Annotated in this window: 18 protein-coding genes, 1 tRNA gene and 1 riboswitch; of the genes, 6 read left to right on the forward strand and 13 right to left on the reverse strand. The window is 70.8% G+C overall.

Annotated elements, in window-relative coordinates; translation table 11 throughout:
* The 3 genes from AC4NN1_RS05245 to AC4NN1_RS05255 form a co-directional block, all read right to left on the reverse strand.
* Window positions 1–1,668, reverse strand: a complete 1,668-nt coding sequence (locus tag AC4NN1_RS05245) for an arginine--tRNA ligase (RefSeq protein WP_020096815.1) — start codon at window positions 1,666–1,668, stop codon at window positions 1–3.
* Between the two features lie 30 nt (window positions 1,669–1,698).
* Window positions 1,699–2,871 (reverse strand): sensor histidine kinase, encoded by a 1,173-nt coding sequence (locus tag AC4NN1_RS05250; protein ID WP_491954728.1) that lies wholly within the window; start codon window positions 2,869–2,871, stop codon window positions 1,699–1,701.
* 79 nt (window positions 2,872–2,950) lie between these two features.
* Window positions 2,951–3,775, reverse strand: coding sequence for a transglutaminase-like domain-containing protein (locus AC4NN1_RS05255; RefSeq protein ID WP_116228671.1), 825 nt, complete (start codon window positions 3,773–3,775; stop codon window positions 2,951–2,953).
* Between the two features lie 84 nt (window positions 3,776–3,859).
* On the opposite strand from AC4NN1_RS05255, the gene AC4NN1_RS05260 reads away from it, so the two are divergent.
* The gene (locus AC4NN1_RS05260) at window positions 3,860–4,651 is read left to right on the forward strand and encodes a GDSL-type esterase/lipase family protein (RefSeq protein ID WP_336124310.1); all 792 of its coding nucleotides are present in this window, start codon (window positions 3,860–3,862) and stop codon (window positions 4,649–4,651) included.
* Window positions 4,652–4,662: 11 nt separating this feature from the next.
* On the opposite strand, the gene AC4NN1_RS05265 is transcribed toward AC4NN1_RS05260, so the two are convergent.
* A complete protein-coding gene (locus tag AC4NN1_RS05265) occupies window positions 4,663–5,307 on the reverse strand; it encodes an NAD(P)-dependent oxidoreductase (protein ID WP_491954729.1) in 645 nt (214 codons plus the stop codon).
* A 131-nt stretch (window positions 5,308–5,438) separates the two neighbouring features.
* Here AC4NN1_RS05265 and AC4NN1_RS05270 point away from each other — a divergent pair, with 131 nt between their 5' ends.
* Entirely contained in the window at window positions 5,439–6,422 is a 984-nt protein-coding gene (locus tag AC4NN1_RS05270; protein WP_491954730.1) for a DUF2510 domain-containing protein, read from the forward strand.
* On the opposite strand, the gene AC4NN1_RS05275 is transcribed toward AC4NN1_RS05270, so the two are convergent.
* On the reverse strand, window positions 6,410–7,135 hold the full coding sequence (locus AC4NN1_RS05275; protein WP_491954731.1) for an NUDIX hydrolase: 726 nt from the start codon (window positions 7,133–7,135) through the stop codon (window positions 6,410–6,412). The two genes, AC4NN1_RS05270 and AC4NN1_RS05275, sit on opposite strands and share 13 nt — an antisense overlap.
* Before the next feature lie 71 nt (window positions 7,136–7,206).
* Between AC4NN1_RS05275 and AC4NN1_RS05280 the strand changes: the two genes are divergently transcribed.
* A tRNA-Arg gene (locus AC4NN1_RS05280) sits at window positions 7,207–7,279 on the forward strand.
* 59 nt (window positions 7,280–7,338) lie between these two features.
* Here AC4NN1_RS05280 and AC4NN1_RS05285 read toward each other — a convergent pair.
* From AC4NN1_RS05285 to AC4NN1_RS05295, 3 genes are all read right to left on the reverse strand, one after another.
* Window positions 7,339–7,479, reverse strand: coding sequence for a hypothetical protein (locus AC4NN1_RS05285; protein ID WP_018188651.1), 141 nt, complete (start codon window positions 7,477–7,479; stop codon window positions 7,339–7,341).
* An 87-nt stretch (window positions 7,480–7,566) separates the two neighbouring features.
* On the reverse strand, window positions 7,567–7,884 hold the full coding sequence (locus AC4NN1_RS05290; RefSeq protein ID WP_336126404.1) for a DMT family transporter: 318 nt from the start codon (window positions 7,882–7,884) through the stop codon (window positions 7,567–7,569).
* A gap of 12 nt (window positions 7,885–7,896) precedes the next feature.
* Window positions 7,897–7,960, reverse strand: a riboswitch (guanidine-III (ykkC-III) riboswitch).
* Between the two features lie 6 nt (window positions 7,961–7,966).
* Window positions 7,967–8,701 carry a tyrosine-protein phosphatase gene (locus AC4NN1_RS05295; RefSeq protein ID WP_491954732.1) on the reverse strand — a complete coding sequence of 245 codons (735 nt, stop codon included), beginning with the start codon at window positions 8,699–8,701 and terminating at the stop codon, window positions 7,967–7,969.
* Between the two features lie 100 nt (window positions 8,702–8,801).
* On the opposite strand from AC4NN1_RS05295, the gene AC4NN1_RS05300 reads away from it, so the two are divergent.
* Complete coding sequence (locus AC4NN1_RS05300) at window positions 8,802–8,984, forward strand: hypothetical protein (protein ID WP_018188654.1); 183 nt, start codon at window positions 8,802–8,804, stop codon at window positions 8,982–8,984.
* Window positions 8,985–9,005: 21 nt separating this feature from the next.
* Window positions 9,006–9,569: a GNAT family N-acetyltransferase gene (locus tag AC4NN1_RS05305; protein ID WP_363458097.1), complete on the forward strand. Its 564-nt coding sequence runs from the start codon at window positions 9,006–9,008 to the stop codon at window positions 9,567–9,569.
* An 11-nt stretch (window positions 9,570–9,580) separates the two neighbouring features.
* Here AC4NN1_RS05305 and AC4NN1_RS05310 read toward each other — a convergent pair whose 3' ends face one another.
* Window positions 9,581–9,736 carry a hypothetical protein gene (locus AC4NN1_RS05310; RefSeq protein WP_018188656.1) on the reverse strand — a complete coding sequence of 52 codons (156 nt, stop codon included), beginning with the start codon at window positions 9,734–9,736 and terminating at the stop codon, window positions 9,581–9,583.
* Between the two features lie 88 nt (window positions 9,737–9,824).
* Window positions 9,825–10,307: a pyridoxamine 5'-phosphate oxidase family protein gene (locus tag AC4NN1_RS05315; RefSeq protein ID WP_018188657.1), complete on the reverse strand. Its 483-nt coding sequence runs from the start codon at window positions 10,305–10,307 to the stop codon at window positions 9,825–9,827.
* 121 nt (window positions 10,308–10,428) lie between these two features.
* Between AC4NN1_RS05315 and AC4NN1_RS05320 the strand changes: the two genes are divergently transcribed.
* A complete protein-coding gene (locus AC4NN1_RS05320) occupies window positions 10,429–10,920 on the forward strand; it encodes a hypothetical protein (RefSeq protein WP_491954733.1) in 492 nt (163 codons plus the stop codon).
* 12 nt (window positions 10,921–10,932) lie between these two features.
* Here the strand turns inward: AC4NN1_RS05320 and AC4NN1_RS05325 are convergent, their stop codons facing one another.
* The 3 genes from AC4NN1_RS05325 to AC4NN1_RS05335 are packed head-to-tail and all read right to left on the reverse strand — an operon-like array spanning window position 10,933 to window position 13,423.
* Complete coding sequence (locus tag AC4NN1_RS05325) at window positions 10,933–11,784, reverse strand: CPBP family intramembrane glutamic endopeptidase (RefSeq protein WP_020096804.1); 852 nt, start codon at window positions 11,782–11,784, stop codon at window positions 10,933–10,935.
* A complete protein-coding gene (gene trmB / locus AC4NN1_RS05330) occupies window positions 11,784–12,530 on the reverse strand; it encodes a tRNA (guanosine(46)-N7)-methyltransferase TrmB (RefSeq protein WP_491954734.1) in 747 nt (248 codons plus the stop codon). The genes AC4NN1_RS05325 and trmB overlap by 1 nt, the downstream gene beginning before the upstream one ends.
* 59 nt (window positions 12,531–12,589) lie before the next feature.
* Complete coding sequence (locus AC4NN1_RS05335; protein ID WP_363458088.1) at window positions 12,590–13,423, reverse strand: DUF3097 family protein; 834 nt, start codon at window positions 13,421–13,423, stop codon at window positions 12,590–12,592.
* Window positions 13,424–13,499 lie beyond the last annotated feature (76 nt).

The following is a 13,499-nucleotide window of genomic DNA, read 5'->3' on the forward strand; positions in this document are numbered from 1 at the left end:
TCACATCCGTTCGGGCGCGCTGACGCCGAGCAGGTCGAGTCCGTTGCGCAGGACCTGACCCGTCGCGTCGTTCAGCCACAGGCGCGTGCGGTGCACGTCCGTGACCTCCTCGTCGCCGAGCGGGGTGACGCGGCACGAGTCGTACCAGCGGTGGTAGAGGCTCGCGAGCTCCTCGAGGTACCGGGCGATGCGGTGCGGTTCGCGCAGCTCCGCCGCGAAGGCGACGAGGCGCGGGAACTCCTGCAGCGCGCCCAGGAGCGCGGACTCGGTCTCGTGCGTGAGCAGCTCGGGAGCGAACGCGTCGCGCGCGACGCCGGAATCGGCGGCGTTCCGGGCCACGTTGTGGGTGCGCGCGTGGGCGTACTGCACGTAGAAGACCGGGTTGTCGTTCGTCCGCTTCTGCAGGATCTCGGGGTCGAGCGTGAGCGGCGAATCGGCCGGGTAGCGCGCGAGCGAGTAGCGCAACGCGTCGGTCCCGAGCCATTCGCGCAGGTCGTCGAGCTCGATGATGTTGCCGGCGCGCTTGGAGAGGCGCGCACCGTTGATGGAGACGAGCTGCCCGATGAGCACCTCGATGTCCTTCTCGGGGTCGTCGCCGGCCGCGCCGGCGAGCGCCTTCAGGCGGTGCACGTAACCGTGGTGGTCGGCGCCGAGCAGGTAGATCTTGTGCGCGAAACCGCGGTCGCCCTTGTTCAGGTAGTAGGCGGCGTCGGCGGCGAAGTACGTGTACTCCCCGTTCGAGCGGCGGATGACGCGGTCCTTGTCGTCGCCGAAGTCGGTGGTGCGCACCCACACGGCGCCGTCGGCGTCGAAGACGTGACCCTGCGCGCGCAGGCGGTCGACGGCCTCGTCGACGAGGCTCGGGCCACCGTCCGCGCTCTTCGCGTGCAGCGTCCGCTCGCTGAAGAAGACGTCGAAGTGGACGTTGAACTTCTCGAGGGATGCCTGGAGCTCCGCAAGCTGCAGTTCGTAGGCCTTGTCGCGGGCCGCGGCCACGCGTGCGTCCTCGGGCAGGTCGGCGATGCCGGGCTCGGCCTCGGCGACACGCGCCGCGAGGTCGTCGATGTAGGCCCCGGCGTAGCCGTCCTCGGGAGCCGGCTCGCCCTGCATGCGGGCGAGCACCGAGCGACCGAACCGGTCCATCTGCGCGCCGGCGTCGTTGATGTAGAACTCGCGGACGAGGGTCGCGCCGCTCGCGAGCAGCAGACGGGCGATCGCGTCGCCGAGAGCCGCCCAACGCGTGTGCCCGATGTGCATGGGACCGGTCGGGTTCGCGCTGACGAACTCGAGGTTGATCGTATTGCCCTCTTGCGAGCGCCCGTGCCCGAAGGCCGTGCCCGCCTCGACGATCGTCTTCGCGAGCGCGCCGGCAGCGGCGGCATCCAGTCGGATGTTGATGAACCCGGGGCCGGCGACCTCGACAGAGGCGATGCCGTCGACGGCGGCGAGCGCGTCGGCGACCTCGGCCGCGAACTCGCGCGGGTTCGCACCGACCTGCTTCGACAGCTTCAGCGCGGCGTTGGACGCCCAATCGCCGTGGTCGCGGTTCTTCGGGCGCTCGACGGGGAAGTCGGCGAGCGTCAGAGCCTCACCGGAGCCGGGTCGTCGCGCCTCCACGAGCGGGGAGACGACGGCGAGAAGGGCTGCGGAGAGGGCTTCTGGAGTCATAGCCCGTCAAGTCTACGTTTCAGGGGGTCCTCACGCCGACGGCAGGACCACCCAGACGCGGGCACCGCCGGAGGGCGACTCGTCGATGCCCATGCGGCCGCCGTGGGACTGGACGATCCGATTGCACGTGGCGAGGCCGATGCCGAAGCCGGGGACGTCGACGTTCGATCCTCGCTCGAGCGGCTCGAACACGAGGTCCCGCTCGGCGACCGGGACGCCCGGGCCGTTGTCGTCGACCGTGATCCGCGTGCCCGCGGCCACTGTTCCGACCGACACCGTGATCGTCGGCGCGCGTCCGCCGGCGCCTGCGAACTTCACGGCGTTGCCGACGAGGTTCTGCAGCAGGACGCCGAGGAGGGTCGGATCGGCGGGCACGGGGACGGATGCGTCGACCGTCACGTCGGCGCCGTTGTCGAGGCCGGCGGTCCTCAGGTCGTCCATCGTCGAGGCGATCAGCGGACCGACCTCGACCGCGGTGCGGCGGATCGGCGCACCGCCGACGCTCGCGTAGTCGAGGAGACGGGCGATCATGCCGGACATGCGGTCGGCGACGGACTCGGCGCGAGCGAGTGCGCGAGACGCCGCGGGGGTCTCGGCGACCTCGGGCACCTCGGAGGCGAGCTCGATGTACCCGGTCAGGGCCGTGAGAGGGTTCCGGAGGTCGTGCGCGACCTGTGCCGCGAAGTTCTCGAGCTGCTCGTTCGACTCGCCGAGTTCCCGGGTCAGGCGGCGCAGCTCGAGGACGTCGACGATCTGATGGGCGATGAGGGCGAGGGCGGCGCTCTCGTCCTCCGGCATCTCGCGGGGTACGTCATCGAAGATGCAGATGGTGCCGATCGGGACGCCCATCGGGGTGATGAGGGGGCTCGAGGCGTAGAAACGCACGTTGGCGACCTCACCGGTCACGAACGGGTTGGCGGCGAAGCGCTCGTCGAGAGCCGCGTCGCTGACGACGGTGTGCCCCGGCTTGCGGAACACGACGGCGCACATCGAATCCTCACGGCTGCAGACAGCCGGCTCGATCCCGACGGCAGCGATCTGATGCTGGAAGCGATCGTCGATGATGTTGATCACGGCGGTGGGGACCCCGCACACCGTGGCGGCCAACTGGACGAGGCCCTGCAGGTCGGGCTCGGGGGCTCCCCCGAGCACGCCGTACTCCTCGATGATGGCGCGTCTGATCGCATCGTCGGCGGTTGTCACGTTCAGCTCCCCCATGTGTTGTGCCCCACCCTAATCATCAGAACGGCCCGAGCCACCGTGCGGCGATGTCCCATGACGCTCAGGCCAGCGCGACGAGGCTCGCGCGATCGTCCCGGAGTGGATCGGATGCCGCCTCGGGGTCCGCGTCGTCCGCTTCGACGCGTGCGTCGACGAACATCCGTCGGAGGCCCAGATTGGCGCCGTAGTAGCTGAGGAACGCGCAGTCGGCGGCATCCCTTCCCGTCGAGATCCGGACGAGGCCCCGACGGTTGGACAGTCGTGTGGCGTCGACGACCAGCCAGCGCCCGTCGATCCACGCCTCCGCGACCGCGTGGAAGTCCATCGGCACGAGGCCGGGCGCGTAGCAGGCGACGTACCGGGCGGGCACGTCCATCGCCCGCAGGAGCGCGATCACCAGGTGCGCGTAGTCGCGGCAGACGCCCGTCCCGCTCGCAAGCGTCGTGACGGCCGAGTCCGTGCCGAGCGACAGCCCCGGCGAGTAGGTGACGGTCTCGGCGACGAACGCCTCGACGGCGGCGAGGAGGTCCGTTCCCCGAAGCCCCCCGAACTGGCGGCGCGCCTGCGCGAACACCGAGTCCGACGGCGCGTACCGGCTGGGGCGGAGGTAGACCGCGGTGTCGAGAGCGCTGGCGGGCTGCGTCGCCGCTCTCCCCACGACGCGGGCGTCGTAGGACACCCGGACCGGACCCGCGTCGACCCGGAGGCGGTGGAGGCGTGTGCCCGCGGCATCCGTCATCACCGTCGGGACGAGCTCGCGGCCGTCCCGCTCGAGGCGGAGATCCTCGTGGACGACCGGCACGCCGTCGGCCACGGCGATCGAGAGGATGAGGTCGAGCTCCCCTTCGACGTCGAGATCGAGTTCGGCTCGGACGACACGCTGCACCGGGCAATCCTCGCACGCGGACGATATGTGTCGGCGAGGTGAACAGTCGTGCAGACATCGCCGATGATCGCTTACCCTCGTCGCATGGGGTCTGACCGTCGCGCGCGCAACTGGGGGCTGAGCATCGTCGCCGGCGGAGTGGCGGCGATCGTCGCTCTCGCCGCATGGCAACCGTGGCGCACGACGCCGAGCGTGGAGGCAGCGACCTCCGTCGGCGCCGTCGCCGAGGTCGAGCCCCTGTCCATCCCCGCCGACGCCGGCGTGCTCGTGTTCGGGGATTCCTGGACGTACGGATCGGCGGCGACCCTTCCGACGGAGGGCTACGCGTATCGCCTGGGCTGGCTGAGCGGCTGGAACGTCACGGTCGACGGCGTCCGCGGATCGGGGTACATGAGGCCCGGCTACGACGGGCCGGACTTCCGCCGCCGCGCCGAGGCGCTCGATCCCTCCGCGGACTACGACCTCATCGTCATCCAGGGGTCCATCAACGACCGCCATCAGGGCGAGCGCGGGTACCGCGAGACCGTGGATGCCACGTGGGACACCTTCGAGCGTCTCTACCCCCGCGCGCAGATCGTCATCTTCGGCCCGACACCCCACGAGTTCCCCGTCGACGAGGGGACCGCGCGCATCGACGCCGACCTCGAGGCCGCCGCGGACGCCCGCCACTGGTGGTACATCTCGCCCCTACAGGAGCAGTGGCTGACCCCGGCGAACTACCTCGAGATGATCGACACCGGCGCGGGCCGCAAACACCCCTCCGACCGGGGCCACGAGTACCTCGCCGAGAAGCTGTTCGCGGCCCTCACCGAGCGCAGTACGACGACGGATGCCGGTGCGACCCGCGACGACGCACCGGAACCCGTCGGCCCCTGACCGCGGGCGGCTCAGGCCCGGATCGCGTCGGCGATCGGCTGGTCGCCGCTGTTGAACAAGATCGTCCGGCCGATCGTGGTCGGATCGGCCAGGGCGGCGGCGATCACGGCGGCGACGTCCGCCCGCGACACCGACGTGCCCTTGTCGGCATCTGCGTCGATCCGACCGGTGGGGTCGTCGAGCGTCAGAGCGGACGGGGCGAGGATCGTCCAGTCGAGGTCCGCACCGCGAAGGTGCTCATCGGCCGCGGCCTTCGATTCCGCATACGCGAAGAAGTCGTCGGAGGGGTCGACGCCGTGGTCGGGTCCGGCGCCGAAGTACGACACCATGACGTACCGGCGCGCCTCGGCGGCGACCGCCGCGTCGATGGAACGGATCGCGGCATCCCGGTCGACCGCATAGGTCCGCTCCGGCGAGCCGCCGCCCGCGCCCGCCGACCACACGACCGCGTCGCTGTCGGCGAGGAGTTCGGTGATGGCGTCGGTGTCGGATGCCGCGACATCGGCGACGAGGGCGGTCGCGCCCGTCCGCTCGACGTCGTCCCGGTGGTCGGGGTTGCGGATGACGGAGGTCACCTGGTGCCCCGCTTCGACGAGGAGAGGGGCGAGCAGCAGGCCGACTTTTCCGTGTCCGCCGATGATCGTGATGGTTGCCATGGGAGGCTCCTTTCGTCAACCCCCGACGCTACGGTGGACGGCCGCAGATGCTCGTCCCCTTGCGCTTGTACCCTCGACGTGGAAGGCGGCACCGTCCGCGTTCCGTTCGCATCGACGAGGGGGATCAAGACGTGAGCGAGACGACGCCAGCCGGCTGGTACCCGGCACCGCATGCCGGCAACGAACTGCGCTACTGGGATGGATCGGCCTGGCACGCGGCGCCCGCCTACCTGCCCGCCTCCCCCGCTCCCGGTGCGCCCGCGCCTCCGCCCGCTGTCCCGCCGTACGCGAACTCGGCGCCCGGCACGCCTCCGGTGTACTCGGGGTATCCCGGCTATTCGATGGCGCCGTATGCGCCGCCGAAGCAGCAGGGGCTGGCCATCGCCGCGCTCTCGATCGGCATCGCGGCGATGATCTTCGCCTGGATCCCCTTCTTCGGGCTCCTGGTCGCGATCACGGGATCGGTCTTCGGGATCATGGCCCTCGTGCGGCGTCAGCCGAAGGGGCTGTCGGTGACGGGGACCGTCCTGTCGGGGCTCGCCCTCGTCTGGTCGGCGCTCGTGACCTTCTCCATCGCGGCGCTCATCTGGTTCCCGGCGACCTCCTCCTCCGAGGACGACTACGGCACCGCGGATCCCCTTCCCGAGGCGTCTCCCTCGGCCCCCGGCATCCAGCCCTACGCGCCCGAGAGCGGTCCCGGTTCGATCGACGATCCCCTCCCGCTCCCCTACGTGTCGGAGTCCTCGATCGGCGAGGAGTACTCGGCCGACATCCGGATCGTCAACGACGACGCAACGAACGAGGTCCTGTCGTGGAACTCGTACAACGGCGCCGCGATCGACGGGCAGCGGTACGTCCTCGTCGAGATGACGGTGACCGGACTCGACCCGTACGGCGTCTCCGCCACCTTCCCGACCTATGACCTGGCCCTGGCCACACCCGACGGCGCGGTGTATCCGAACGCCTTCGTGGTGGGTGACGACGACACGACGCTCCTCCGGGATGCCGGGATGATCGACGAAGGCGAGAAGGTGACCGGCCTGGTCGCCTACCTCGTCCCCGAGGACGCGACCGATCTGCTGCTGACGGACTACGCGAACTACTACGCGTTCTGATCCGGCAGGAGGATCACCCGGTCGCGGTCCCAGGGCTCCGTCCACCCGAGGCGCGAGAACAGGCCGTCGAGGATCATCGCGGTGAACCCCCACACGAGCCTCTCGCCGCGCGCCGTGGGGATGAGGAAGGCGGGGCCTCGGAACTCCCCGCGATCGGTCCTGATGACGGTCACGCCGCGGTGCGCGGGGTCGAGCAGGTCGGCGACGGGTGCGCGGAACACGTCCGCCGACTCGGCTTCGTCGACGACGCCGACGGCGGACGGGCGACGCCACCAGGCGAGCACCGGAGTGACGAGGTGCCGGGAGAACTCGAGCGGGATCGGGTCGAGCGCGCCGAGGATCTCCACGCCGTCGACGTCCAGGCCGGTCTCCTCCCGCGCTTCGCGGAGGGATGCCGCGATGACGTCGGCGTCGCCGGGATCGACGCGTCCGCCCGGGAACGCGACCTGACCGGGATGCGCGCGCAGGGTCTCTGCACGCGAGAGGAGGAGGACGTCCAGATCGCGGGAGATCGCGCCGCCCGGGTGCTCGCGATCGGCAGGGACGTCGTCGAGGACGCCGAAGAGGATCAGGACGGCGGCGGGCCGCGCTCCCGGCACCGCCGGCATCCCGCGGAGGACCTCGAACCCGGGCTGCGGGGCGCCGCTCGCGACCGATGCGACCAGGTCGATCAGCTGCGCCCGCGCGGCGGGGACGGGCGCGGAAGACGTCATGCAGCCAGGCTATGCGACGGGTCGACGGTGGGCGCGAGGGCCGCCGCACCGGTGATAGTCTCGATCGGTACGCCTCCGTAGCTCAGGGGATAGAGCGTTGGTTTCCGGTACCAGAAGTCGGGGGTTCGAATCCCTCCGGGGGCACAGTGAATCGAAGGGGACTCGGCATCAGCCGGGTCCCCTTCGACGTTCCCGCGTACGGATCAGTCGGTCTCGTCGGCGTCGGGATCGACAGGATGACCGAACGGCGGGATGCCGCCGGGCACCGCGCCGTCGTGGGTGGGGAGCTCCACATCGGGCCCCTCGTAGGCGTTGTCGTCGGTGCTGCGCTCGTCGCCTGACATGTCGTCCTCCGTGGTCGGTGTCGTCTGCGTGGAGCCGACGCTAACGTCCCGCGCCGCGCGATCGCTCGGGGTTGACAGCTCGGGGCGTCAGTCCGAGACGAGCTTCAGTCCGACGATGCAGGCGACGAGGCCGAGGACCAGCAATACCTTCACGAGGGAGACCGATTCCGCCCCGGTCACCATCGCCCAGACCACGGTGAGGGTCGCGCCGATGCCGACCCAGACGGCATAGCCGGTGCCGGTCGGGATGTCGCGAAGCGCGAAGGCGAGGCCGCCCATGCTGGCGACGAGCGCCGCGGCGAAGACGACGGTGGGCCACAGCTTGGTGAAGCCTTCGGAACGGCCGAGTGCCGTCGCCCACACGGCTTCGAGGACCCCGGCGATGATGAGAACGATCCATGACACGATCACTGACCCCCTGGCCAGTCTTGTCGCTCACCGGGTACTGAACCCTCGTCCGGGGGCCATGTCGTGGCCCGCTGCGAGTCTACCGATCGACGCTGGACAGGTCCGGTGCCGGTGCGACGGTGCCGCGCCAGGTCGTCACCACCTCGACGGCGCGAGCGTCGAGGTGAGTGCGCAGCCAGGGGTCGAGGTCGAGTCCACGCCACATGGCGCGGAACGCCGATTCCGGGGTGTGACCGAAGCGGGCCAGCACGGCGCGGCGCTCGTCGACCTCGAACGAGCGGGCGTGGAGGTCGGCCATCGTCGGGGCGTTGGCGAACGACGCGAGGTAGTCGCCTGCCGCGGCATCCTCGGTCGCACCGACAGCCTTGAGGAGGACCGCCGCGACCAGGCCGGTGCGATCCCACCCGGCGCCGCAGTGGAACAGCACCGCTCCGTCAGGCGCCTGCGCGATCGCGTCGAGGACACCGGCGAGCCGATGCGGCAGCTCCGCGAGGTGGTCCGCGTAGTAGAGCGGGGTCCCCCACTGACCGTCGCTCTCGCGGGACGCCCAGAAGTCGCGCTCGTCACCGTCGAGATCGACCTGGTGACGGACGATGTCGGCGGGAACCTCGCCGCTCGTCTCTTCGGGCCGGCGCAGGTCGATGACCGTCCGCACCCCGTGAGCGCGCAGGCGATCCCACCCCGCGTCGCTCACACGGTCGAGCGTCTCCGCACGGATGAAGGCTCCGGTCGGGGTGCGCGAGCCGTCTCCCCGTTCGAGGCCGCCCAGCTCTCTCACGTTGGCGAGCCCATCGATGTCGAGTGGTGTCGGCATGGCCCGATCCTGCCATGCCGACGCAACATCATCCCGAAGGATGACGCCCTCGAACCCCAGGGCTGATGCCGACGAACGCGCCGGTTCGTAGCGTCGAGACATGGCTACCGCGACACTCTCGACCACCCCGCACTCCCGCTCGCACGGAGCAACCACGACCCGCGCCGCCGTGCTGTCGGTGCTCGGCACCATCCTCGCGATCGGGATCGCGGCGACGAGCCTGCTCATCGTTCCCGTCGCGCTCGCGGTCGCCTTCGGCCCGTCACTGCTCTCGCACTTCTGATCAGCTGGCAGGATGCCGGAGATGCCCATCCTCCTGCGCCCCTGGACCCCCGACGATGCCGACGACCTCAGCCGTGCCGCTCGCGCCGGCCATGATCTCGCGTCGCAGTTCGGCGGCACCGACCTGACCGATGCCTCTGCGGCGCGGAGCTTCATCGAGCGCTTCCTGCGCTTCGATGACGCCGCGAAGAACTGGGCGATCGAGGTCGACGGCCATGCGGTCGGGAACGTCGCGGCCACCGGCATCGAGTTCCGCCACCAGACGGCGTGGATGTCGTACTGGCTCGCCCCCGCCGCCCGCGGGCAGGGGGTCGCGGCCCGCGCTCTCGTCCGCGTCAGCGAGTGGGCGTTCGACGCCGGGCTCCACCGGTTGGAACTCGGTCACCGGGTGAACAACCCGGCATCCTGCCGCGTCGCGCATGCCGCGGGATACCTCGCTGAGGGTGTCGAGCGCGAGAAGCTCCGCTACGGCGATGAGCGATACGACGTCGAAACCCACGCCCGGTTGGCCACCGACCCGCGCCCGCCGGAACGAGGAACCGCCGTCGCGCTGAGGACCGAGGTCCCCGCACGACGGCGGTCCTGACGTCGGGAGGCTCAGCCGCCCGAGGGGTTCTCGATGGGAGTCCCGTCCTCGTCCGTCGTCACCGGCGGGTTCTCATCGGGCGAGCCGCCCGATGCGGTGTCCGCCTCGGACTGGTCGTCGGGGACACCGTGGGTGTTGTGCTCGTCCGAGCCGTTCGTGTCGCTCATCGCGGTCCTTCCGGTCGCTGTCGGTCACGTGAGGACGACGGTACGCAGGCCGCCGCCGCGGGCAGAGGGCCTTGACAGCCGCATCCGATCAGAGATCGACAGTGTCGTTGCGACCCTCGTAGGGCTCCCCCGTCACCTTCGACTTGACGAGGCTGATGATCGAGGCGACCGCGCCGCCCGGGCTGCTCCAGTACTCCCCCGACGCGGCGTCGATCTTCAGGAGCGTCACGTTCGGGTCCTCCGGACCGTCGGGGAACCACGCCTCGACGGCGGGCGACCAGTACTCGCGCAGACGCTCGAGGTCGTCCACGACCTCGGCGTCGCCGGCGAGCGACACCCAGGCGTCGTTCGTGCTCAGCGCGACGCCGACCGAGGGGCGCGCCGCGACGTGCGCCACGACCGACGAGTCGCGACCGACGATGAACCACAGGTCTCCGTCGAACTCCCGGTCCTGCACCGTCAACGGGCGAGCGACGTGCGCCCCCTCCTCGTTCATCGTCGTGACCATCGCGAAGCGGAACTTCGGCAGCAGGTCGATGAGCGTCGCGTGCGGATCCTTCTCGGTGGCCATGGGGCCCTCCTTCGTCTCCGCGTCAGGCTCGCACCGGCGCGGGCCGCGCCCGCGGGGCTTGACAGCCGTGTCGTCTGGGAGGCCGGATGCGGCGTCGCGGGGGATGTGCCAGGTTTGCCGTATGTCGCTGTCACCGCACCGTACCCTCGTCGCTGCCGTCGGCACGGCCGCCGTCGCGGCGTACGCCGTTGTCCTCGTGCTGCAGATCTGCGTCTGGAACCCGCTGGCCGCCGTCCCCGGGTCATCCCTCGCCGAAATCGGCTCGCAGGCCGCGACGCGAGGTGAGTCGGTCTTCACGCCCGCACCCTGGGTCTTCGCCGCCATCGGGGTGGCCCTCGCCGTCGCCGTCCTGGTCCTCTCCGTCGTCGCGCGCCGCACGTCGACCGCCGGTGTCGCCGCGGGCTACCTCGCCCTCATCGCCGCCGGCGCGCCTGCATACTTCGTGGCGTCCTTCGGTCCGGGGATGGCCTTGGCCGACGCGTTCGGTGGCGATCACGCTCCCGGGGGTTCCGTGCTCATGGTGGCGAGTGGAACCGCCGCGGTCGTACTCGCCGTGTGGGGCGTCGCGCTCGCGACCTCGTCGCGCACCGTCGCGCCCGCGATCAGGGTCTGAGCGCCGACGCGATCAGGGCGCGGGAACCAGGAAGATCGCGTCGAGCAGCCCCGGGTTGTGGGCGTGGACCAGGACGGCGAAGACGACCGCGTCGAACAGCAGGTGGACCGTCACGACGTACGCGAGGGACTTCGTCCGTAGGAAGATGATCGCCTGCAGGAGGGCGAACGGGATCGTCAGCGCCGGCCCCCACGCGCGGTAGCCGAGCTCCCACAGGAACGAGACGAAGACGATCGCCTGGAAGACGTTCGCGGTCGCATCCGCGAAGTGTCGCCGCAGCAGTGCGAAGCAGGTGCAGATGAAGAACAGCTCGTCCCAGATGCCGACGGCCCCGACGCCGACGAACAGGCGGGCGATGAGGTCGGGGGTGTCGACGACGGGCCAGTTCTCGTAGACGCCCGAGGTGATGAAGTAGAACGGCAGCAGCAGCCACCCGAGCACGAGGACGGCGACGAGCCACGCCCACTGCCACCCCGTCCAGCGACCGCCGCCCCGCCACGGGAACCGGATGGCGTGGTCGCGGTAGACGAAGCGCGACACCAGATACGGCACCAGCACCGCCCCGCCGAGGGCGAGCGTGAACCGGATCATGGCCGCGTTGTCGAGCTCCGCCTTCAGCGGGATGACACTGACGATCAGCAGGCCGAGGGCGATGAGCGAGAGGTCGCGGGTGATCGACGGGCCGGATGCCGCGGCATCCCGTCGTTCGATGATCACCGCGACGGCGAGGCCCGCGGCCAGGAGCAGCCAGCCGAGCCAGGGCGTCAGCAGCACGAAGAAGGCGGGCGCCGCGAGGCACACGAGGAGCGCCGGCGCGACGCGCACGTCGACGAGCGGTCGCGCCCCCGTCGCCGCGCGCACCATCACGCCGACCGCGAGCGGCGGCGGTAGGTCAGGTCGCGGATGTCCCGGCCCTTCGCGATGCCCTTCCGCTCGAACGCGGTCATGATGCGGCCGTCGAAACGGTCGGCCCACTCCCCCTCGAACGACGCCTCGAAGTCGGCGGCATCCGCGAGCACGTCGCGCATCTGCAGCGCGTAGTCCTCCCAGTCGGTCGCCAGCCGCAAGGTCCCGCCGTCGCGCAGGGCGCGGGCCGCGAGCGCGGGGAAGCCGTCCGCGATGAGGCGGCGCTTGTTGTGCTTGTTCTTATGCCACGGGTCGGGGAAGAAGATCCAGACCTCGTCGACGGATGCCTCAGGCAGCAGGTGCTCGAGGACCTCGGGCGCGTTCGCCTCGACGAGTCGGAGGTTCCGCACACCCTCCCGATCCGCATCGAGCATCGTGCGGGCCAGTCCCGCCCGGAACACCTCGACCGCGATGAAGTCGCGCTCCGGCGACTGCCCGGCGGCGTGCACGATCGCGTGCCCCTGACCCGAGCCGATCTCGACGACGAGCGGCGCGTCCCGACCGAACTCGGCTACCGGGTCGATCGTCGAACCGGGACGGATGCTGGTGGCCGCGGCATCCCGTTCCACCTCGAGCAGATATGTGCTCGAGAGGTCGTCCCAGGCACGCTCCTGCGCATCGCTCATCCGGCCGCTCCGACGCACGAACGAGACCGGCTTGTCGCGGAAGCGCGGCGCGGACTCGGGCGCGTCGGGATCGGGCATGCGACCAGGGTATCCCGCGGTGTCCGGGGTCCCCGCGGGCCTGCCTCGACGTCGCCCGCTCATGAGGTCACGAAATCGATGAGTTCCTCGACGCGACCGAGAAGGGCGGGGTCGAGGTCGCGGAAAGTCGTGACCGAGCCGAGGATGCGCTGCCAGTTCTCGGCGATGTCGGTCTGGTCCTCGGCCGGCCAGCCGAGGGCGCGGCTGACGCCCTTCTTCCACTCGATCCCCCGCGGGACCTCGGGCCAGGCGGCGATGCCGAGGGCGCGCGGCGTGACGCACTGCCACACGTCGATGTAGGGGTGGCCGACGATCTTCAGGTGCGGGCCGTGCGGCCCACGGAGGATCTGCTCGGCGATCCGCGTCTCCTTCGAGCCGGGGACGAGATGGTCGACGAGGACCCCGTAGCGACGCTCTGCACTCGGCGGCTCGGCGCGGAGCAGGTCCTCGAGCAGGTCGACGCCCTGCAGGTACTCGACGACGACGCCCTCGATGCGGAGGTCGGCGCCCCAGACCTTCTCGACGAGTTCCGCGTCGTGACGTCCCTCGACGAGGATCCGCGACGCCCGTGCGACGCGGGCGCGGGCCTGCGGGTCGGCGAACGAGCCGGATGCTGTGCGCGTGCGGCCGGCGGGAGCGGCGGCGCGCGGGGGGACGAGCTGGACCGGCTTGCCGTCGACGAGGAAGCCGCCGCCGATCGGGAACAGCCGCACGCGGCCGTGCCGGTCCTCGAGCTCGACGTGTCCCGCGGTCACGCCCGTCACCGCGCCGACGAAGTCGTCGAGGGCGACCTCGACGACGAGGCCCCTCTCGGCGGGCACCGTCGTCACCGTCGGCCGTCCCTTGTCGCGCCATCCCGCAGCGAGCACGTCGCCGCCGTACCGATCGTCCACAGGTTCCTCCAAACGCCCGGATACCTCCCGAAACCTCGGGAAGCCTAGATGAGCAACGCAAAGGGAACGCACAGGC

It is taken from the genome of Microbacterium sp. MDV22-iso44 (assembly GCF_058629135.1).

Excerpts from the sequence above, each read along its gene's own strand:
- AC4NN1_RS05245 (WP_020096815.1), bottom strand. The coding sequence starts at position 1,668 with ATGACTCCAGAAGCCCTCTCCGCAGCCCTTCTCGCCGTCGTCTCCCCG.
- AC4NN1_RS05260 (WP_336124310.1), top strand. The coding sequence starts at position 3,860 with ATGGGGTCTGACCGTCGCGCGCGCAACTGGGGGCTGAGCATCGTCGCC.
- AC4NN1_RS05265 (WP_491954729.1), bottom strand. The coding sequence starts at position 5,307 with ATGGCAACCATCACGATCATCGGCGGACACGGAAAAGTCGGCCTGCTG.
- AC4NN1_RS05275 (WP_491954731.1), bottom strand. The coding sequence starts at position 7,135 with ATGACGTCTTCCGCGCCCGTCCCCGCCGCGCGGGCGCAGCTGATCGAC.
- AC4NN1_RS05285 (WP_018188651.1), bottom strand. The coding sequence starts at position 7,479 with ATGTCAGGCGACGAGCGCAGCACCGACGACAACGCCTACGAGGGGCCC.
- AC4NN1_RS05295 (WP_491954732.1), bottom strand. The coding sequence starts at position 8,701 with ATGCCGACACCACTCGACATCGATGGGCTCGCCAACGTGAGAGAGCTG.
- AC4NN1_RS05300 (WP_018188654.1), top strand. The coding sequence starts at position 8,802 with ATGGCTACCGCGACACTCTCGACCACCCCGCACTCCCGCTCGCACGGA.
- AC4NN1_RS05305 (WP_363458097.1), top strand. The coding sequence starts at position 9,006 with ATGCCCATCCTCCTGCGCCCCTGGACCCCCGACGATGCCGACGACCTC.
- AC4NN1_RS05310 (WP_018188656.1), bottom strand. The coding sequence starts at position 9,736 with ATGAGCGACACGAACGGCTCGGACGAGCACAACACCCACGGTGTCCCC.
- AC4NN1_RS05315 (WP_018188657.1), bottom strand. The coding sequence starts at position 10,307 with ATGGCCACCGAGAAGGATCCGCACGCGACGCTCATCGACCTGCTGCCG.
- AC4NN1_RS05320 (WP_491954733.1), top strand. The coding sequence starts at position 10,429 with ATGTCGCTGTCACCGCACCGTACCCTCGTCGCTGCCGTCGGCACGGCC.
- AC4NN1_RS05325 (WP_020096804.1), bottom strand. The coding sequence starts at position 11,784 with ATGGTGCGCGCGGCGACGGGGGCGCGACCGCTCGTCGACGTGCGCGTC.
- trmB (WP_491954734.1), bottom strand. The coding sequence starts at position 12,530 with ATGCCCGATCCCGACGCGCCCGAGTCCGCGCCGCGCTTCCGCGACAAG.